16 protein-coding genes and 1 tRNA gene are annotated in these 18,228 nt (G+C 70.4%); 8 read left to right on the top strand and 9 right to left on the bottom strand.

What is annotated here, in order from left to right; all coding sequences use genetic code 11:
• Nucleotides 1-17: 17 nt before the first annotated feature.
• On the bottom strand, nucleotides 18-1,118 hold the full coding sequence (gene ald / locus LQ757_RS18565) for an alanine dehydrogenase (RefSeq protein ID WP_231048775.1): 1,101 nt from the start codon (nucleotides 1,116-1,118) through the stop codon (nucleotides 18-20).
• Nucleotides 1,119-1,248: 130 nt separating this feature from the next.
• Between ald and LQ757_RS18560 the strand changes: the two genes are divergently transcribed.
• Nucleotides 1,249-1,764 (top strand): Lrp/AsnC family transcriptional regulator, encoded by a 516-nt coding sequence (locus LQ757_RS18560; RefSeq protein ID WP_231048774.1) that lies wholly within the window; start codon nucleotides 1,249-1,251, stop codon nucleotides 1,762-1,764.
• A 44-nt stretch (nucleotides 1,765-1,808) separates the two neighbouring features.
• Here LQ757_RS18560 and LQ757_RS18555 read toward each other — a convergent pair whose 3' ends face one another.
• Nucleotides 1,809-2,882: an ATP-dependent DNA ligase gene (locus tag LQ757_RS18555; protein ID WP_231048773.1), complete on the bottom strand. Its 1,074-nt coding sequence runs from the start codon at nucleotides 2,880-2,882 to the stop codon at nucleotides 1,809-1,811.
• Nucleotides 2,883-2,972: 90 nt separating this feature from the next.
• Here LQ757_RS18555 and LQ757_RS18550 point away from each other — a divergent pair, with 90 nt between their 5' ends.
• On the top strand, nucleotides 2,973-6,359 hold the full coding sequence (locus tag LQ757_RS18550; protein ID WP_231048772.1) for a DEAD/DEAH box helicase: 3,387 nt from the start codon (nucleotides 2,973-2,975) through the stop codon (nucleotides 6,357-6,359).
• Nucleotides 6,360-6,384: 25 nt separating this feature from the next.
• On the opposite strand, the gene LQ757_RS18545 is transcribed toward LQ757_RS18550, so the two are convergent.
• Nucleotides 6,385-6,456 (bottom strand) — tRNA-Arg (locus LQ757_RS18545).
• A 93-nt stretch (nucleotides 6,457-6,549) separates the two neighbouring features.
• Here LQ757_RS18545 and LQ757_RS18540 point away from each other — a divergent pair.
• Nucleotides 6,550-7,605, top strand: a complete 1,056-nt coding sequence (locus tag LQ757_RS18540) for a lactonase family protein (RefSeq protein WP_231048771.1) — start codon at nucleotides 6,550-6,552, stop codon at nucleotides 7,603-7,605.
• Nucleotides 7,606-7,840: 235 nt separating this feature from the next.
• Here LQ757_RS18540 and LQ757_RS18535 read toward each other — a convergent pair whose 3' ends face one another.
• The 4 genes from LQ757_RS18535 to LQ757_RS18520 all read right to left on the bottom strand — a co-directional run bounded on the left by LQ757_RS18535 (nucleotide 7,841) and on the right by LQ757_RS18520 (nucleotide 11,542).
• Nucleotides 7,841-8,521, bottom strand: coding sequence for a CHAP domain-containing protein (locus LQ757_RS18535; RefSeq protein ID WP_231048770.1), 681 nt, complete (start codon nucleotides 8,519-8,521; stop codon nucleotides 7,841-7,843).
• Nucleotides 8,522-8,910: 389 nt separating this feature from the next.
• Nucleotides 8,911-9,408, bottom strand: a complete 498-nt coding sequence (locus tag LQ757_RS18530; RefSeq protein ID WP_231048769.1) for an HNH endonuclease — start codon at nucleotides 9,406-9,408, stop codon at nucleotides 8,911-8,913.
• Between the two features lie 364 nt (nucleotides 9,409-9,772).
• Nucleotides 9,773-10,453 (bottom strand): C40 family peptidase, encoded by a 681-nt coding sequence (locus LQ757_RS18525; RefSeq protein WP_231048768.1) that lies wholly within the window; start codon nucleotides 10,451-10,453, stop codon nucleotides 9,773-9,775.
• Between the two features lie 396 nt (nucleotides 10,454-10,849).
• The gene (locus LQ757_RS18520; RefSeq protein WP_231048767.1) at nucleotides 10,850-11,542 is read right to left on the bottom strand and encodes an iron-dependent transcriptional repressor DtxR; all 693 of its coding nucleotides are present in this window, start codon (nucleotides 11,540-11,542) and stop codon (nucleotides 10,850-10,852) included.
• Nucleotides 11,543-11,614: 72 nt separating this feature from the next.
• Here LQ757_RS18520 and serC point away from each other — a divergent pair, with 72 nt between their 5' ends.
• Nucleotides 11,615-12,730, top strand: coding sequence for a phosphoserine transaminase (serC, locus tag LQ757_RS18515; protein ID WP_231048766.1), 1,116 nt, complete (start codon nucleotides 11,615-11,617; stop codon nucleotides 12,728-12,730).
• Between the two features lie 5 nt (nucleotides 12,731-12,735).
• Entirely contained in the window at nucleotides 12,736-12,999 is a 264-nt protein-coding gene (locus tag LQ757_RS18510; RefSeq protein WP_231048765.1) for a DUF2530 domain-containing protein, read from the top strand.
• Here LQ757_RS18510 and LQ757_RS18505 read toward each other — a convergent pair.
• The gene (locus LQ757_RS18505; protein ID WP_231048764.1) at nucleotides 12,975-13,724 is read right to left on the bottom strand and encodes a DUF3027 domain-containing protein; all 750 of its coding nucleotides are present in this window, start codon (nucleotides 13,722-13,724) and stop codon (nucleotides 12,975-12,977) included. The two genes, LQ757_RS18510 and LQ757_RS18505, sit on opposite strands and share 25 nt — an antisense overlap.
• Nucleotides 13,717-14,097 carry a cold-shock protein gene (locus LQ757_RS18500; RefSeq protein WP_231048763.1) on the bottom strand — a complete coding sequence of 127 codons (381 nt, stop codon included), beginning with the start codon at nucleotides 14,095-14,097 and terminating at the stop codon, nucleotides 13,717-13,719. Before LQ757_RS18500 ends, LQ757_RS18505 begins: the two co-directional genes overlap by 8 nt.
• Nucleotides 14,098-14,314: 217 nt before the next feature.
• On the opposite strand from LQ757_RS18500, the gene LQ757_RS18495 reads away from it, so the two are divergent.
• From LQ757_RS18495 to LQ757_RS18485, 3 genes are read left to right on the top strand one after another with little or no spacing between them, the layout of a single operon-like run.
• Complete coding sequence (locus LQ757_RS18495) at nucleotides 14,315-14,590, top strand: hypothetical protein (RefSeq protein ID WP_231048762.1); 276 nt, start codon at nucleotides 14,315-14,317, stop codon at nucleotides 14,588-14,590.
• 10 nt (nucleotides 14,591-14,600) lie between these two features.
• Complete coding sequence (locus LQ757_RS18490) at nucleotides 14,601-16,466, top strand: helicase-associated domain-containing protein (protein WP_231048761.1); 1,866 nt, start codon at nucleotides 14,601-14,603, stop codon at nucleotides 16,464-16,466.
• Between the two features lie 32 nt (nucleotides 16,467-16,498).
• Nucleotides 16,499-18,142, top strand: a complete 1,644-nt coding sequence (locus LQ757_RS18485) for a DNA repair helicase XPB (protein WP_231048760.1) — start codon at nucleotides 16,499-16,501, stop codon at nucleotides 18,140-18,142.
• The last annotated feature ends 86 nt before the right edge of the window (nucleotides 18,143-18,228 follow it).

The raw sequence follows: 18,228 nt of genomic DNA, 5'->3' as shown, positions 1-18,228 counted from the left end.
CCGGGCGGTGGCGTCCCTCAGCCGGCGGCGGAGTACTCGAGGCCGTGCGCGGCGGCGACGCCCTCGTTGGTGAGGTGCCCGCCGGTCGCGTTCAGGCCCTTCGCGAGCGCGGGGTCGGCGGCCAGCGCGGCCTGCCAGCCGAGGTCGGCGATCTTCAGGGTGTACGGAAGCGTCGAGTTGGTGAGCGCCGGGGTCGAGGTCGCCGGCACTGCGCCGGGCATGTTCGCGACGCAGTAGAAGATCGCGTCGTGCACGCGGAACGTCGGGTCGGCGTGGGTCGTCGCGTGCGAGCCCTCGAAGCAGCCGCCCTGGTCGATCGCGATGTCGACGAGCACCGAGCCTCGCTTCATGCCGGCGACCATCTCGTCGGTGACCACCTTCGGCGCGGCGGCACCCGGCACGAGCACGGCGCCGATCACGAGGTCGGCATCCTTCAGCTGACGGGCGATCTCGTACGGCGACGAGGCGAGGGTGTGGATGCGGTGGTCGTACCGGGCGTCGATTTCGCGCAGCTTGGGCAGTGAGATGTCGAACACCGTGACGTCGGCGCCGAGGCCGAGCGCCGTCGCGGCGGCCTGCTCTCCCGCGACGCCGCCGCCGATGACGACGACCTTCGCCGGGCTGGTGCCGGGCACGCCGGCCATCAGCACCCCGCGACCGCCGCGTGAGGCGAGCAGCTCGGCAGCGCCGACCTGCGGTGCGAGGCGACCCGCGACCTCGCTCATCGGAGTGAGCAGCGGCAGCGACCGGTCGGCCAGCTGCACCGTCTCGTAGGCGATCGCGGTGACGCCGGAGTCGAGGATCGCCCGGGTCAGCGGCAGGTCTGCGGCGAGGTGCAGGTAGGTGAAGAGCGTGAGGTCTTCGCGCAGGAACCCGTACTCGGAAGCGATCGGCTCTTTCACCTTGAGCACGAGCTCGGCCGACCACGCCTCTTCGGCCGTGGCGACGATGGTGGCACCGGCGACGGCGTACTCGTCGTCGGAGTACCCGGCACCCGCGCCGGCCCCGGCCTGGATGGCGACGCGGTGGCCGCGCGTCGCGAGCGCGTGCACGCCCGCGGGCGTCATGGCGACGCGGAATTCGTTGTTCTTGATCTCAGTGGGCACACCGATGTGCATGATTACTCCGAATGCTGTGTGGGGGTTGTAGACAATTTTCGCCGCTTGTTCGCCGATACGAAAGTGTCACCGTTGATAATTCGGTAGAATTGCGAAATCCGTTGCAGTCATGCGAATCGAGGGTGTTCAGTTGACCGATTCACCGCAGATCAGCGCACCCGGCGCCGATCCCACCGCATACGCGCTCGACGCGATCGACCGGCAGATCATCGCCCGCCTGCATGAGAACGCCCGCATCCCGAACGTCGACCTGGCCCGCGAGGTGGGAGTCTCGCCGTCGACGTGCCTCGCCCGGGTGCGCTCACTGCGCGAGCGCGGCGTCATCGTGCGGTACACCGCCGAGATCGATCCCGAGGCGCTCGGCTACCACCTGCAGGCGCTCGTGAGCGTGCGCATCCGCCCCGGCGCGCGGCACCTCATGGAGCAGATCTCCGACGAGCTGCGCACCCAGCCCGAGGTCGCCCAGCTCTTCTTCCTCGGTGGCAGTGAAGATTTCCTCATCCACGTGCGCGTGCGCGACAGCGCCCACGTGCGCGAGTTCGTGCTGAAGAACCTCTCGGCGAATCCCGCCGTCGCGCTCACCGAGACCAATCTCGTCTTCGAGCACCACACCGCACTGTCGGCAGGGCTGCGCACCGTGCTGTGAGCCGGCGCGGGCAGCGGCATCCGCTCGCCCTCGCGTCGGAGTGCTCAGCGGCGTACCGGCAGGATCTCGGCCAGGTCGATGCCGGCCGGCGACTCGAGCTGGTCGTAGGTGCAGCTCTCGGGAGTGCGATCGGTGCGCCAGCGACGGAACTGCGCCGTGTGCCGGAACCGGTCGCCCTCCATCTGGTCGTAGGCGACCTCGACGACGAGCTCGGGGCGCAGCGGCACGAACGAGAGGTTCTTGCCCGCCGACCAGCGGCTCACCACGCCGGGCATGCGCGTGTTCGCGTGCGCCTCCTGGTCGGCCCATTCGCCCCAGGGATGCCGCGACAAGTCGGTCTCGACGAGCGGCTCGAGTTCGCCGACGAGGCTCGCGCGGCGTGCCATGGGGAACGATGCGGCGACGCCGACGTGATGCAGTCGGCCATCGTCGCCGTAGAGGCCGAGCAGCAGCGAGCCGACGATGCCGCCCGACTTGTGCCAGCGGAATCCGGCGACCACGCAGTCGGCGGTGCGGTCGTGCTTGATCTTGAACATCGTGCGCTTGTCGGGCTGGTAGGTGCCGTCGAGCGGCTTCGCGACGACGCCGTCGAGGCCGGCACCCTCGAACCTCGTGAACCAGTCGTTCGCCTCGGTGAGATCGGCCGTCGCCGGGGTGACGAACACGGGGTCGGCCGCACCCGACTCGGTGAGCGCATCCACGAGTCGCCGCCGTCGCTCGCCGAACGGCCGCTGCATGAGGTCGTCGTCGTCGAGGGCGAGCAGGTCGAACGCGACGAATGACGCAGGCGTCGCCTCGGAGAGCATGTTGACGCGGCTCGCAGCCGGATGGATGCGTTGCTGCAGGGCATCGAAGTCGAGCTGGCCGTCGCGGACGAGGATGATCTCGCCGTCGACGACGCACCGTGCCGGCAGGTTCTGTCGCAGCGCCTCGACGAGCTCGGGGAAGTACCGCGTCATCGGGCGCTCGTTCCGGCTGCCGAGTTCGACCTCGTCGCCGTCCTTGAACACGATCGTGCGGAAGCCGTCCCACTTGGGTTCGACGTGTCCGACATCGGGGATCGCCTTCACGGCTTTCGAGAGCATCGGCGCGACCGGCGGCATCACGGGGAGGTCCATCCGACCATCATGCTCCGGTGCGGGCGATCGCGCAGCCGTCGGGCGATCACCGATGTGCGCGAGGTCACCGGTTGGTGCGAGCATTGAAGGATGCCTGTCGACTCCGCGTTCCCCCTCGTCGAGGAATTGCAGGTCGCGCGACTCGTCGGGCCGCTCGCGCTCAGCCGCGGGCGAACGATCCTCAAGGCGGGCGATGTCGGTTCGCTCACCTGGGATCCCGCGCGGTTCCGGCTCACCGCCCACGTGCAGGGCACGGCTCCCTCGCCTTACCGCGTACAGGTCAGCCTCGACCTCGGCCGACCCGACCGGGTGTCGATCCTCGGCGCCGGCTGCAGCTGCCCGGTGAGCCTGAACTGCAAGCACGTCGCCGCGGTACTGCTGGCGAGCGGCGAGCGTCACCTCGAGCAGCGTCAGCAAGCCGATGCCGCGCGCTCCGCGCCCGAGGTTCCCGAGCCCGCCGACTGGCGGGCCGAGCTCGCTCGCCTCGCTGGTGGCGGGCACGCCGCTCCCCCTGCGCCCACGTCACCGCTCGCACTGCAGTTCGAGTTGCGCGAGCGGGTCTCGCGCGGGCCGAACCGCTGGCAGGGTCCGCGTGACGCGCCGGCTGTGAGCGAAGCATCGGTCGACCGGCTCGCGGTGCGACCCGTCACCCGCGGCAGTCGCGGCGGGTGGATCAAGGGCTCGCTCACCTGGCAGAACGTCGGCTTCCAGGGCGTCGCGAACGGGTTCGACCCCGCCCAGGCGCGGTGGTTCGCCGAGTTCTCTGCGCTCAAGGGCGCGCGGCACGCGGGTTTCGCCGACTTCGGCTCGGCGTGGATCTCGCTCGACGAGTTCGAGAGCCCCACGCTCTGGGCGCTGTTCGAGCAGGCGTCCTCGCTCGGCATCGCGCTCGTCGGCACCAACGCCAGGTCGACGGTGTCGGTCTCGCCGCACGCGTCGATCGGCCTCGACGCATGGCGAGAACGCGACCACGACGGCGATAGCCACGGCGGCAGCGACAGCGGCCCCGACGAGTCGGTCGGGGACGTCGGCGACGCCGACCTGCTGCTCGCGACGATGGTGCGCGTCGACGGCACCACCGTGTCGGCCGACCGTGTGCGGCTCATCGGCACGCATGGCGTCTACGCCTTCGACTTCGCACGGGGCTCGATCGTGCTCGCACCGCTTCGCGGGCGGCTCACCGAGGCGCAGCGCGTCGCCATCACCCGCAGCGAGCCGGTGCGTATTCCCGCCGACGAGGTCGCATCGTTCGTCGCCGACCACTATGCGGCGCTCGCCCGCTCGTTGCGCGTCGAGAGTCGCGATGCGAGCTTCGAGCTGCCGCCGCTCGAACCCGCGACGCTCGTGCTCACGGCAACACATGAGCCGAACCACGTGATGCGCCTCGAGTGGGCGTGGCAGCGGGACGGCGGTGACCTGCTGCCGGTCGACGCACCCGCCGCCGAGTTCCACGACCCCGATGTCGAGCGCGTCGTGGCTGCCCGCGCCGTCGCGATCCTCGCCGACGACGACGCCGGTGCACCGCTGCTCACCCGCGACGCCGAGCCGAACCTGCGTGCAGACGTGGCATTGCGCGGCCTCGAGGCGGCCGAGTTCGCGGCCCGCCTGCTGCCCCGGCTCGCCGAGCTCGATCGCCTGCGCGTCGAGACCGTGGGCGAGGCGCCCGTCTACCGCGAGCTCGTCGAAGCACCCAGGCTCACCGTCACGACGGTCGAGAGCGAGCGCACCGACTGGTTCGACCTCGGGGTCATCGTCACCGTCGAGGGCAAGAAGGTGCCGTTCGGGCCGCTGTTCAGCGCCCTCTCGCACGGCCGCAAGAAGCTGTTGCTCGTCGACGGCAGTTACCTCTCGCTGGCGCATCCGGTGTTCGAGCCGCTGCGCGAGCTGATCGACGAGGCTGGGTCGCTCCACGAGTGGGAGACGGGCGTCGCCATCCACCGAACGCAGGCGAGCCTCTGGTCGGAATTCGAGGACCTCGCCGACGAGTCCGAATCCGCGGTCTCATGGCGCGAGACGGTCGCAGGCCTCAACAACCCCGGCGGCATCGAGCCGGTCGCACCGCCCACCGGTCTCGCGCTCGAACTGCGGCCCTACCAGCTCGAGGGGTTCCGCTGGCTCGCGTTCCTCCACCGGCACGGGCTCGGCGGCATCCTCGCCGACGACATGGGCCTCGGCAAGACCGCGCAGACGCTCGCGTTGATGGCGCACGCGATCGAACAGGCGGATGCCCCGACCCCGCCGTTCCTCGTCGTCGCCCCGACGTCGGTCGTCTCGAACTGGGCGGCCGAGGCCGCCCGCTTCGTGCCCGGCCTGCGGGTGACGACCGTGGGCGCCACCCAGGCCGCGAGCGGACGTCGCATCGCCGATGCCGCGGCAGGAGCCGACATCGTCGTCACGAGCTACGCGATCCTGCGGCTCGACGCCGACGCGTTCGCCGCGATCGACTGGGCGGGGCTCGTGCTCGACGAGGCCCAGTTCGTGAAGAACGGCGCGTCGAAGGCCAATGCCGCGGCACGCGACATCCGCGCGCCCTTCAGGCTCGCCGTCACCGGCACGCCCGTCGAGAACAACCTGATGGAGTTGTGGGCGCTCATGAAGATCGTCGCGCCCGGGCTCTTCCCCTCGGCGCGCGCGTTCGCCGAGCGCTACCGCCGCCCCATCGAGAACGACCACAACACCGATCGGCTCGCGCGCCTGCGGCGGCGCATCCGGCCGCTCGTGCTGCGCCGCACGAAAGAGCTCGTGGCCCCCGAGCTTCCCGAGAAGCAGGAGCAGGTGCTGTCGGTCGCGCTCGACCCGGCGCACCGCCGCATCTACGACACGTTCCTGCAGCGTGAGCGACAGAAGCTGCTCGGCCTCATCGACGATCTCGACCGCAACCGGTTCACGGTGTTCCGCTCACTCACGCTGCTGCGCATGCTGAGCCTGCACGCCGGCCTCATCGACGGCGAGCAGTACGCCGAGGTGCCGTCGGCCAAGCTCGACGCGCTGTTCGAGCAGCTCGACGAGGTCATCGCCGAGGGGCACCGGGCGCTCGTGTTCAGCCAGTTCACGTCGTTCCTGCAGCTCGCGGCGGCCCGCCTCGAGGCGGCCGGGGTGCCCTACGCGTATCTCGACGGGGCGACTCGGCGCCGGAGCGAGGTCATCGACCGGTTCCGCACGGGCAAGGCGCCGGTGTTCCTGATCAGCCTGAAGGCGGGCGGGTTCGGGCTGAATCTCACCGAGGCCGACTACGTGTTCCTGCTCGACCCGTGGTGGAACCCGGCCAGCGAGGCCCAGGCTGTCGACCGCGCCCACCGCATCGGCCAGGCGAAGACCGTGATGGTCTACCGCATGGTCGCCGAGGGCACGATCGAAGAGAAGGTCATGGCGCTGAAGGCCAAGAAGGACGCGCTCGTGTCGTCGCTCATGGACGACGACGATCTGTTCAGCGAGTCGCTCTCGGCCGACGACATCCGCGGGCTCATCGAGGGGTGAGCGACTCGCGGAGGTCTGCCGCGCGTGCCCCTGGAGGGACTCGAACCCCCAACCCTCGCCTTAGGACGGCGCTGCTCTTCCATTGAGCTACAGAGGCTGACCGCACGAGTCTACCGGCTCGCGATAGCGTGGACCTGCGGCTGTCGGCACGTGGCCCAACGAGGTGCTGCACCGGGAAGTGGAGGCGAACGTGACGACGACCGGTGAGACGGCCTCCGACACGACGAGGTTCTGGGTCGGGGCGTCGACGCTCGGGGTGCTGGGATCTCCGGCTCGGGGCATCCGATCGCTCGAAATCGACGGCGCCGGGCGAGCGACGATCGGCGAGCCTGTCGATGTCGGCCCGAATCCGATGTTCCTCGCCGTCTCGCCCGCCACCGGGGTGCTGGGTATCGTGCACGAGCTCGCAGACGGGCTCGTTTCGACGTGGACGATCGAAGGCGACACCGTCGCGCCGTTCGGGCGTGCCGGCGCGACCGGTGCGGCCGACCCCTGCCACCTCGCGTTCGCGGAGTCGGGAGACCTGCTGTTCGCCGCCAACTACTCGGGCGGTCGCCTTTCGGTGCATCCCGTCGGTCCGGATGTCACGGCCGACGCCGCGCTCGCCGTCGACTTCACCGGCACGGGCCCCAACGCAGCACGCCAGCAGATGCCGCACCCGCACCAGGCGGTCATCGACTCGGCGCGTGGCCGGTTGCTCGTGCCCGACCTCGGTACCGACCGTGTTCGCGTGCTCGGCCTCGCGGGGCTGCCCGCGGCGCTCGACCACGACCTCGCGTCCGACATCGTGCTGCACGCCGGCGCCGGGCCGAGGCACCTCGTCGTCGCGGGCGACTTCGCGATCACCGCGAACGAACTCGACCGCACGGCGAGCGTCCTCGACCTCGTCGTAGGTCGTGAGGTCGCATGGTCGTCGATCGGCGAAGATGTCGAACCTCGCGGGCTGGGGTGCTCCGCCATCCGTCTCACGCGCACGGGGATCGTGCTCGTCGGCGACCGCGACGCGGACGCGCTCCGTGCGCTGCGGTTCGACGCCGGGGCGCGCACGCTCGAACTCGTCGCGACCGTGCCGACGGGCGGGCGGCACCCGCGCGACCTCGAGCTCACGTACGACGAGCGGTTCGCACTCGTCGCCGACCAGGGCTCGGACTCGATCGCCGTGATCGCGCTCGCCGGCGGTGTGCCGACCGAAGTGGTCGCGACGCTCGAGACTCCGGCGCCGGCCTGCCTGGCGCGGATGCCCTAGCAGCCCGTCAGTTGTACCCGAGAATGACGATCGCGGAGGTCGTGGGCGTGAGCTCGTCGACGAACCCGATCTCGTCGAGCCGTGATTCGTCAAAGGGCTGCGTCATCACCATCACCTGTCTCCGCCGTGGAATGACTTCCACCGTATTGACCGGCCTCTCCGAGCACACTGGCCGACTCGTCCAACGATTCGACCGGGTTTCGCCACGACGTCGACAATGACGGGCGCGTCTGGGTCAGCCGGGTGGGTAGAGGTACAGCGCATCTCCTGCGGCGATCGTGCGCGTGTGGTACGAGTGGTCGGAATTCTGGTTGTACTCCTCGAGATTCACCGACCCGTCGGCGTTGATCGACTGCACGTAGGCGACGTGGTTGTAGGGGAACCACGCGACCGCCCCGACGACCGGGGTGCTCGAGGTGGGCCATCCCTTGCTCACCCACTCGTCGGCCCACGCGTATGCGCTGCCCGACGCGAGGTTCGACCAGTCCCATTTCCACGGTGCGCTCGTGACGCCCGCGTCGCGGTTGAGCCTCCAGGCGACGAAGTCGACGCACTCGCGGTAGTAGTAGCGCAGCGGGGAGAGCCCTCCGCCGTAGTCGTCGGGCAACTGGTCCCACCACGGATAGTCGTCGCCTTCGGCACGCACGGTGTACACCGCATAACTGCCGGAGCCGCGCGAGGCGAGCTCTGCCGCCCACGACGCGCGCTCGGCGGCTTCGGCCTCGAGCCGCGCCTCCTCGATCTCGGCCTTCGTCGTGACGGCGTAGCCATCGGCCGACAGGGGCGCGCCGGTCGCGAGTGCCGAGACGTCGACATCCTGAGCCTGCGCAACGCTGAGGCTGAAGGTGTCGGATGCCTCGTGCCCGGGCCCGCCCGGCAGGAGGGCATACGCCGGCAGGGCCACGGTGCCGAACATCGCGGGGACGATGAGCATCGTCGCGAAGACGCGGGTCGGGCCGTTGCGGCGCCGTGTGGTGGAGGAGCGAGCGGTCGCGGAACGTGGGGCCCTCGACGCGACGCGGTCCACGGGGCCGCGGCCGGCGACTCGTCTCGCACTCGACCGTCGCCCGGAACGATCGCGTCGGGTCGCGTCGTTCGTCTCGTCACCGCTCAACAGTCGGACCTCCGGGCATCGCGCATGGCCGCAGTCGACCCCAGCGCGAAGTGGCTTGGCTGGTCACGGAGCCAGGGGGTGCTCCGGACTCGTCCCACGATAGGGCACGACCCCGCGATTGTCACGGTGCGATCGGGCCTGTCGCGAGCGGGACCCTCGCTGTCACGACTCGTCCCCCGCAGGCGAGTCGATCACGCCGCCATCGCGAGGTACTCGCTCCACTGCGGAAGCGGGCGATCGACACCGCGCACGACCCAGCCGCGGCCGTGAGGCATGCGGGGCGTGAATCGCAACTCCCAGCCCATCTCAGCGGGGGTGCGATCGCTCTTCGTGTTGTTGCAGCGAAGGCAGCACGCGACGAGGTTCTCCCACGTGTCGCGCCCGCCGCGCGATCGTGGCAGCACGTGGTCGATCGTCGCCGCCGACCGACCGCAATACGCGCATCGATGGTCGTCGCGGCGCAGCACCCCGCGCCTCGTCACCGGCACCTGGTGCGCACGCGGTGCGCGCACGTAACGGGTGAGCAGGATCACGCTCGGGCGCTGCCACGAACCGCTCGCGGCGCACACCGGGTTGCCCTCGTCGTGCAGGATCACGGTTGCCTTCTGGTTCATGACGAGCAGTAACGCTCGTTTGAACGAGACGACGGCGAGCGGCTCATATCCGGCGTTCAGCACGAGCGTGCGCATGTGGTGCCCTTCGTTCGGGGCTGGATGGCTTCCAGCCGCGTGCACGGTTCGGCGATGCGAGCGGGGTGCGGCGCGCGCGAATCGCGGCCGCCCGGCGGGGATGTGCACTGTCGGGGAAACAAGAAACGGACACCGTCGTGAAGACGGTGTCCGTCGGCGCGTTCGCCCGGGTCGTGCTCGGCTGACTACTGTGCCGTTGGTCGAAATGCGCGCGGGCATCCGTGGAATGGATGCTGCGCAGCTGGACCATCGGCCTCCCCTACCGGGTTTCTCGGATCGTCAGGGTTTCAGGGTAAGGCACGAACGGCGCACCGGGAAATCCCGGCGCGCCGTTCGAACGCGTGTATCACGCGTCGTTCATCGTTCAGATACCGATGCGCACGATCTGGTAATCGCTCGTCCAGATCGGCTGGACGCGAACGGATGCCCCTTCGTAGGGTGCGTGCAGGATCATCCCGTTGCCCGCATAGAAGCCGTCGTGGCCGGGCATGATGACGAGGTCGCCGGGCTGTGCGTCGGCTTCGGAGATCGGGGTCCCGGCGGCGCCCTGACCGGCGGCCGAGTGCGGAAGGCTCACGCCGAACTGCGCATAGACGTACATGATGAAGCCCGAGCAGTCGAAGCCGGCGGGCGTGGCGCCACCGTAGACGTAGGGCGTGCCGATGTACGACGACGCGACGCTGTAGACGCTCGCCAGGTCGAAGGTCGGGTACGGCGGGTTCGCGAGGAAGTCACCGACCGATGGGCCGCTGTAGTCCGCGGCATACGACACCATGGCCGCCTCGGCGGCGACACGTGCGGCCTCGGCGGCGGCGGCCGCAGCCGCGGCGGCCTCGGCCGCGCGGATCGATTCACCGGTGACGGCGTCGTAGCCGTCCTTGGTGATCGGCGCGGCGATGACGTCGTCGGTGACCTCGACCGATTGCGCCTGCGCCTTGGTGAGCTTCGTCGCGTCGGTGGCGCCGAACTGCTGGTCGAGGCTGCCGGGCGCCATCGCATAGGCGGGGATCGCGAGGGTGCCGACGATGCCCGCGGCGACCGCCATCACGAGCACGTTCGCGACACCGCCGCGACGGAGTCGCCGGGTCGACGGAAGCGGCTTCGCGGCGACCTTCGGTGCGAGGTCTTGATTGGTCGGACTGGGGGAACTCGGGGCCTTGGAGGCGATGATCGCCTTCGTGGCGGCCCCTCGGGCGTGTGACCTTGTCGGGCGACGCCGGGAGAATCGAGCCAAAACGTGTACCTCCGTCGCCCCGCGACACTGATGTCGCCCCACCGGATGCGCGCGTGACGCTTCACGGGTTCCGGATCGAGAGGTGGGCTTGGGAGGCGTCTCGACCCTGTTCCGCCGACTGGCTTCGTGCCGGCGGACTCGTACGACAGTACGCGACCTGCGCCCGAATGTCACATCCTGATAACGGTGTGGCGCGAGGCCGGCGGATTACGCGGAAATGAAGATGTGTCCCGCGACCTCGGTGGGCAGCTCGAGCCCGCCGTCGTGGCCCTCGACCTGCACGAGCACGTACCCGCCGTTCTTGGTGAAGGTCGCCTCGGCGCCGGGCATGATGCCCGCCTGCTTCAGCTGGGCGAGGAGCTCGGGATCGAACTGCACGGGCTCCGCCAGCCGGCGCACCGTGCCGCGCACGGTCTGGTCGCGTTCGGCGAGCACGTCGACGACGTTCACGACCCCGCGCAGGAACGGGTCTGCGGCGGGCAGCCCGAGCTCTTCGAGCCCGGGGATGGGGTTGCCGTAGGGCGACTCGGTCGGCCCGCCGAGGATCTCGATGAGGCGCCGCTCGACCTGCTCGCTCATGACGTGCTCCCACCGGCACGCCTCGTCGTGCACGTACTCCCACTCGAGACCGATGACGTCGGCGAGAAGGCGCTCGGCAAGGCGGTGCTTGCGCATGACGTGCACGGCCTTGCTGCGGCCGTCAGGAGTGAGCTCGAGGTGCCGGTCGCCCGACACGATGACGAGGCCGTCGCGCTCCATGCGTGCGACGGTCTGCGAGACCGTGGGGCCCGAGTGCCCGAGACGCTCGGAGATGCGCGCACGCAGCGGCACGATGTTCTCTTCTTCGAGATCGAGGATCGTGCGCAGGTACATCTCGGTCGTATCGATCAGATCGGTCACGCGGGTCCTCCTGAATCGTCGCAGCCCGTCATCCAGCCTACCGGGCACCACCCCCTCGCTAGACTCGGTCGCATGCCGAGCCTCGTGATCCCCAGTGACCTGCTGCCCGCCGACGGACGCTTCGGCTGCGGTCCGTCGAAGGTGCGGCCCGAGCAGCTCGCCCACCTCGCCGCCGTCGGCCCCTCGATCCTCGGCACTTCCCACCGCCAGGCGCCCGTGAAAGACCTCGTCGGTCGCGTGCGCGACGGATTCCGCGAACTCTTCGCCCTGCCCGACGGCTACGAGGTCGTGCTCGGCAACGGGGGCTCGACGGCGTTCTGGGACGCCGCGGCATCCGGTCTCATCGAACGACGCGCGCAGCTCGCCTCGTTCGGCGAATTCGGGGCGAAGTTCGCCGCCGCCGCCGCCGCGCCCTGGCTCGAGGCGCCCGACGTGCGCAAGGCAGACGCCGGTACCCGCGCCCTCCCCCAGGCTGCGGCCGGCATCGACGTCTACGGGTGGCCGCAGAACGAGACGTCGACCGGTGTCATGGCGCCCGTCTCCCGGGTCGACGGCGATCCCGGCGCGCTCACCGTGATCGACGCCACGAGTGCGGCCGGCGGCATCGCGGTCGACCCCTCGCAGTTCGACGTCTATTACTTCGCCCCGCAGAAGAACTTCGCGAGCGACGGCGGCATCTGGTTCGCGCTCATGTCGCCGGCGGCCGTCGAGCGCGTGGAGCGCATCGCCGCGAGCGATCGCCACATCCCCGAGTTCCTGTCGCTGAAGAACGCGGTCGACAACTCGCGACTCAACCAGACCCTGAACACGCCGGCGCTCGCGACACTGCTGCTCCTCGAGAACCAGCTCGACTGGATGAACGGTTCGGGCGGGCTCGCCTGGGCCGACGCCCGCACGCGCGAATCGTCGTCGGTGCTCTATGAATGGGCCGAGCGCACACCGGTCGCGACCCCGTTCGTCACCGAGCCCGACGCCCGGTCGCAGGTGGTCGTGACGATCGACTTCGATGAATCGACGGATGCCGCGGGGCTGGCCGCGATCCTCAGGGCCAACGGCATCGTCGACACCGAGCCGTACCGCAAGCTCGGGCGCAACCAGTTGCGCGTCGCCACGTTCACGGCGATCGAACCCGACGACGTGCGGGCGCTCACCGCGTCGATCGACTACGTGCTCGAGCAGATCGGCTGAGTCGCATGCGCTTCTGGCTGAGCGAGCAGGAGCGTCGGCCCGACCCGGCGCCCGCTCGGGCCGATGCGCGCAAGGCGGTCGCCGTCGGAACCGCCGCCTGGCTGGTCGCACTCGTGGCGTCGCTGCTGTTCCAGTCGCAGCTCGAAGCGGCCGGCTACGGCTGGTTCGCCATCGCCGCCGCCGTCGGAGTGGGCCTCGGGCTCGTCGGACTGCTCGTAGTGCAGGTGATCAGGCGGCGGGCGCGTCAGGCCGAGGGCTCGTCGGACTGAGCGAGGTCGTCATCGTCCTCACCGTCATCGCCCTCGTCGGCTGAGTCGTCGAGCGCATCGATGTCGATGCCGTCGAACTCGTCGTCGCTGTCGCCCGCGCCGAAATCGTCGCCCTCGGAGTCGTCGTCGAGGTCGTCCTCGTCGAGGTCGTCATCGTCGTCGAGGTCTTCGTCGTCGAGGTCTTCGTCGTCGAGGTCTTCGTCGTCGAGGTCTTCGTCGTCGACCTCGAAGCCGTCGGCCTCGAGCTCGAGGTCGTCGTGGTCCTCGTCGTCGAAGTCGTCGCCGTCGAGCAGTTCGTCGTCGGCGCTGCCCTCGGCCTCAGCGTCCTCTCGCGCTGCCGCGGCCGCGGCTTCCTGTGCCGCCCGGTACTCGGCGAGGCGCTCGGACCACGGGACCCACTCGGGCGCGAGCAGCGCCGCCTCGCCCGGCATGAGCTCGGTCTCGAGCACCGTCGGCTCGCCGTCGTCGACGCGGGCGATGGTCACGCTCCAGCGCCAGCCCGGGTAGCCCGACAGGTCGGAGGCGAACAGCAGGGTCAGCACGTGCTCGCCCTCGGCGACGTGTCCGACCACCGAGCCGACGGTCTCGGGTGCGGTCACCTCGAGCAGCGCGCGGCGTGCGAGGTCGACCGATGCGAGCAGCACCTCGTCGGCGACGACGGGCGCAGCCGCCGGCGCCGACGTCGCCTCGACCTCGGCCTGCTCGATTCCGGGCGCGTCAGGCATCGAGGTCGTCAGCAACCTTGCGCAGCACCGCCGCGACGGTGCGGGCCTTCGACTTCTCCGGGTAGCGGCCGCGACGCAGGTCTGCGCCGATGCCGTCGAGCACCTTGACGACGTCCTCGACGATGACCGCCATGTCATCAGCGGGCTTGCGATGCATCTTGACGAGGCTCGGCGGCGCGTCGAGCACGCGCACCGAGAGCGCCTGCGCTCCGCGCTTGCCGTCGGCGATGCCGAACTCGAGGCGTGTGCCCGCGCGCACGGTCGCGCCGGCGGGGAGGGCGGATGCGTGGAGGAAGACCTCCTGGCCGTCATCGGAGGTGATGAAGCCGAATCCCTTCTCGTCGTCGTAGAACTTGACCTTGCCAGTGGGCATCGTGTGGACCTCGCTCGCGTCTCCGGGCGCGCCGAAATGGCGCACCCGTCCGACCTCCAGTCTACGGTCTCGCAACGGGCGCATCACTGCCGGCGGCGTGAACCGAGGCGGTGAGCACGGTCCTCGCGGCGGGCTCGCCCGAGCGGACGGCGCCCTCCGTGCAGCCGTTCCACGTGGGGACGAGCGGGTTCGGCCCGCGCTGTCCTATTCTGGTGAGGTGACCGAGCCTGGCCCCATCACCGAACATCGCGCCGAGCGCGTCCTCGCGTTCATGTTCGCGGCGGTGGTCGGCCTCTCGATCCTCGCGTTCCTCGCGGTCATCATCGGCACCGCGGCCGGGGCCGGGGCCGACGACGGCTTCAGCCAGGGCGTCTGGCCGTTCATCATCATGCTCCCGTGGTTCGGCCTGCCGATCGGGTTCCTGCTGCTCATCGCACTGCTCGTCGTGAACTGGGTGCGTCGCTCACGCGAGGCCAGAGCCCGGGCGAGCTGAACAGGAGACGATGCTCGAACTGGCTGCACGACTTCGAGAGCTGCCGCGAGAAGAACTCGCTGCAGCCCTCCAATCGCGCGAGTTCGAGCCGAACGGGGTGCACGACCTGTTCGATCTCGCCGAGCTCCTCCTCTCCCCCGACTCGCTCGACCATGCGATCAGTCGCCTCGACCGTCGGCGCCTCGCCGTGCTCGCGGTCGCGGCGGGGCTCGCCGCCGGCAACGCCGGCGGCACCACGGTCGACGACGTCCGCGGCGAACTGGCCCAGCTCGCGGCATCCGACGACCTGATCACCGGGGCCGAGGAACTGCTCGAGCGCCTCGGCGGCGCCCTGCTCATCGTCGTCGCCGAACGGCGCGTGCACGTGCCCGTCGCGCTGACCTCGCGCCTCGTGCCGCGCCTCGGCGAAGACCTCCCGTCGGCCGCCGAGCTCGCCGCCCCCGCCCCGCCCGTGCTCGTCACCGGCGACGAGGTCGACCGCAGCATCCTCGAGCGACGCTCGTCCGAGGCCGCCTATGCGACCGTCGCGGCGACCGCCGAGCTCCTCTCCGAGCTCGGCACGCAGCCCGCGCGCGAGCTCGCGAAGGGCGGGCTCGCACTGCCCGACTCGAAACGGCTCGCCGAGGCCAGCGGCACGACGCTCGAAGACCTGCCCCGCCTGTTCCATCGCGCCGACGAAGCGGGGCTCGTCGCGCGCGAGGGCGCGTTCTGGCTCGAATCCGACCACGGCGCGACGTGGGCGCTCGAGACGGCGAAGGGCCGGTGGCTGCGCCTCGCCGAGTGCTGGCGCGACCGCATTCCGGCGCCGCTGCGCGACCTCGTCGCGCGCCGCACCGACACGCTCACTGCGGTCGCGCTCCGCGACGACGTGCGCTGGTACTACCCGGCGGGCGGGCATTGGCTCGACGACGGACTCGACCGGCTGCTCGGCGAGGCCGAGGCGCTCGGGCTCGCGGTCGCCGGTGAACCCGTCGAGTCGGGGCGGCTCGTGCTCGCCGGCCAACTCGACGTGGCCGCCGACCGGCTCGCCGCGTACTTTCCCGCGCAGGTCGACAAGGTGTACCTGCAGCACGACCTCACGATCGTCTCGCCCGGCCCGCTCGAACCGTCGCTCGACGCCCGACTGCGCGGAATCGCCGACGTCGAGGGTCGAGACCTCGCCTCGACCTATCGCGTCAGCGCGGCATCCGTCAACCGTGCCCTCGCAGCCGGCGAATCGGCCGAGTCGATCCTCGAGTTCCTCGGCGGGCTGTCGCTCACCGGGATTCCGCAGCCGCTCGCGTACCTGGTCGGCGAAGCGGCCGTGCGGTTCGGCGCCGTGCGCGTCGCAGCGGCCGACGAATCGGATGCCCCGGCGAAGGCGTCGATCCGATCCGACGACGAGCAGCTCGTGCGCACCCTCGCCGTCGACCAGTCGCTCGCGTCGATCGGCCTGCGCCAGTCCGGGCCGCACCGGCTGCTCTCACGGTTCACCCCTGATGTCGTGTTCTGGGCCCTCTCCGACGCGCGCTACCCCGTGGCCGCCGAAGACGCCGCCGGCAACATCGTGCGGTTGCGCCGGCACCGGCTCGCACCCGCACCCGTGGTGACGGTCAAGGCCGACCCGATCAGCGCGCTGCTCGACCGAGTGCTCGAGGAGCCCGGCGGCGAGGCGACCGAGCAGGCGTGGCTGGCACGTCAGCTCGAGGCGGCCGCGCGCGCCAAAGAAACGCTCACCGTCACCGTGCGCATGCCCGGAGGCGACACCGCCGACTACCTGCTCGCGCCGGCGAGCGTCGCGAACGGCCGACTGCGCGCCCGCGATCGCAAGGCCGACATCGAACGCACCCTGCCCCTCTCGGCCATCGCCTCGGTCGCACCCGCGCCCGCCGGGTGACGGCGCAGCGAGCGGGCGTAGACTCGAACGCTATGTCAGACGGCCCACTCATCGTGCAGAGCGATCGCACCGTGCTGCTCGAAGTCGCCCACCCGCAAGCTGAAGACGCCCGGCACGACCTCGCGGTGTTCGCCGAACTCGAGCGAGCACCCGAGCACGTGCACACCTACCGCATCACCCGACTGGGGTTGTGGAACGCGCGCGCCGCCGGCCATGACGCCGACGACATGCTCGGCACGCTCGAGCGATACGCGAAGTTCCCCGTGCCGCAGACGGTGTCGGTCGACATGCGCGAGACGGTCGGCCGCTATGGCCGCCTCGTCATCGACCGCACCGACGACGGCAGGCTGCGCCTGCACTCCGACGACCTCGCCGTGCTCACCGAGGTGGCGAACGCGCGGCGCATCGCGCCGCTGCTGACCGAGCGCCTCGACGACACCGGCTTCCTGGTCGAGCCATGGGCGCGCGGGCAGCTGAAGCAGGAGCTCGTCAAGCTCGGCTGGCCGGCCGAGGACCTCGCCGGCTACACGCCGGGCACACCGCACGAGATCGACCTCGAGCAGGACGGCTGGCACCTGCGCGACTACCAGCAGAAGGCCGTCGACAACTTCTTCGACGGCGGCTCGGGCGTCGTGGTGCTCCCCTGCGGCGCCGGCAAGACGCTCGTGGGCGCGGGAGCGATGGCGACGGCCAAGACCACGACCCTCATCCTCGTCACGAACACCGTGTCGGCACGCCAATGGCGCGACGAACTGCTGAAGCGCACGAGCCTCACGCAAGACGAGATCGGCGAGTACTCGGGCCAGGTGAAGGAGGTCAAGCCCGTCACCATCGCGACGTACCAGATCCTCACCGCGAAGCGGAAGGGCGAGTACGCGCACCTCGCGCTGCTCGACGCGCTCGACTGGGGCCTCGTCGTCTACGACGAGGTGCACCTGCTGCCCGCCCCCGTGTTCAAGCTCACCGCGGAGCTGCAGGCGCGCCGCCGCCTCGGGCTCACGGCGACGCTCGTGCGCGAAGACGGACGCGAGGGCGACGTGTTCAGCCTCATCGGTCCCAAGCGGTTCGACGCCCCGTGGAAGGAGATCGAGGCCCAGGGCTTCATCTCGCCCGCGGCCTGCTTCGAGGTGCGCATCGACCTCCCGCAGTCCGAGCGGCTCGCGTACGCGGCATCCGCCGACGACGAACGCTATCGACTCGCCGCGACCGCCCCCGCGAAGCTCGGCGTCGTGAAAGAACTCGTCGCGCGGCACGCCGGCGAGCGCATCCTCGTGATCGGCCAGTACCTCGACCAGATCGACGAACTCGCCGAGGCGCTCGACGCACCGCAACTGACCGGTTCGACCCCCGTCGACGAGCGCGAACGGCTGTTCCAGGAGTTCCGTGAGGGCCGAACCCCGGTGCTCGTGGTCTCGAAGGTCGCGAACTTCTCGGTCGACCTGCCCGAGGCGACGGTCGCGATCCAGGTGTCGGGCTCGTTCGGCTCGCGTCAAGAGGAGGCGCAGCGCCTCGGCCGGCTGCTGCGCCCCAAGGAGTCGGGTCTGTCGGCGAACTTCTACACCCTCGTCGCGCGCGACACCGTCGACCAGGACTTCGCGCAGAACCGTCAGCGGTTCCTCGCCGAGCAGGGCTACAGCTATACGATCCTCGACGCCCACGCGCTCGAGGCCGCGTGACGCCGTTCGGCGCCGGGCACGCCCACGCCCCGTCCCTGCTCAGGAGAATTGCACTGAGGCGGCCTCTGACGCGTGGATGCGTCCCA

The organism is Agromyces cavernae (genome assembly GCF_021044935.1).
GTDB classification, from domain to species: Bacteria; Actinomycetota; Actinomycetes; order Actinomycetales; family Microbacteriaceae; genus Agromyces; species Agromyces cavernae.
This window is presented reverse-complemented; position numbering and strand designations above follow the sequence as displayed.

Excerpts from the sequence above, each read along its gene's own strand:
- LQ757_RS18525 (WP_231048768.1), bottom strand. The coding sequence starts at position 10,453 with ATGGCGGTCGCCGCGGGCATCGTCGGCACCCTCGCGATCCCCGCCTAT.
- LQ757_RS18535 (WP_231048770.1), bottom strand. The coding sequence starts at position 8,521 with ATGTTCGGCACCGTGGCCCTGCCGGCGTATGCCCTCCTGCCGGGCGGG.
- LQ757_RS18550 (WP_231048772.1), top strand. The coding sequence starts at position 2,973 with ATGCCTGTCGACTCCGCGTTCCCCCTCGTCGAGGAATTGCAGGTCGCG.
- LQ757_RS18485 (WP_231048760.1), top strand. The coding sequence starts at position 16,499 with ATGTCAGACGGCCCACTCATCGTGCAGAGCGATCGCACCGTGCTGCTC.
- LQ757_RS18490 (WP_231048761.1), top strand. The coding sequence starts at position 14,601 with ATGCTCGAACTGGCTGCACGACTTCGAGAGCTGCCGCGAGAAGAACTC.
- serC (WP_231048766.1), top strand. The coding sequence starts at position 11,615 with ATGCCGAGCCTCGTGATCCCCAGTGACCTGCTGCCCGCCGACGGACGC.
- LQ757_RS18510 (WP_231048765.1), top strand. The coding sequence starts at position 12,736 with ATGCGCTTCTGGCTGAGCGAGCAGGAGCGTCGGCCCGACCCGGCGCCC.
- LQ757_RS18555 (WP_231048773.1), bottom strand. The coding sequence starts at position 2,882 with ATGGACCTCCCCGTGATGCCGCCGGTCGCGCCGATGCTCTCGAAAGCC.
- LQ757_RS18505 (WP_231048764.1), bottom strand. The coding sequence starts at position 13,724 with ATGCCTGACGCGCCCGGAATCGAGCAGGCCGAGGTCGAGGCGACGTCG.
- LQ757_RS18500 (WP_231048763.1), bottom strand. The coding sequence starts at position 14,097 with ATGCCCACTGGCAAGGTCAAGTTCTACGACGACGAGAAGGGATTCGGC.
- ald (WP_231048775.1), bottom strand. The coding sequence starts at position 1,118 with ATGCACATCGGTGTGCCCACTGAGATCAAGAACAACGAATTCCGCGTC.
- LQ757_RS18530 (WP_231048769.1), bottom strand. The coding sequence starts at position 9,408 with ATGCGCACGCTCGTGCTGAACGCCGGATATGAGCCGCTCGCCGTCGTC.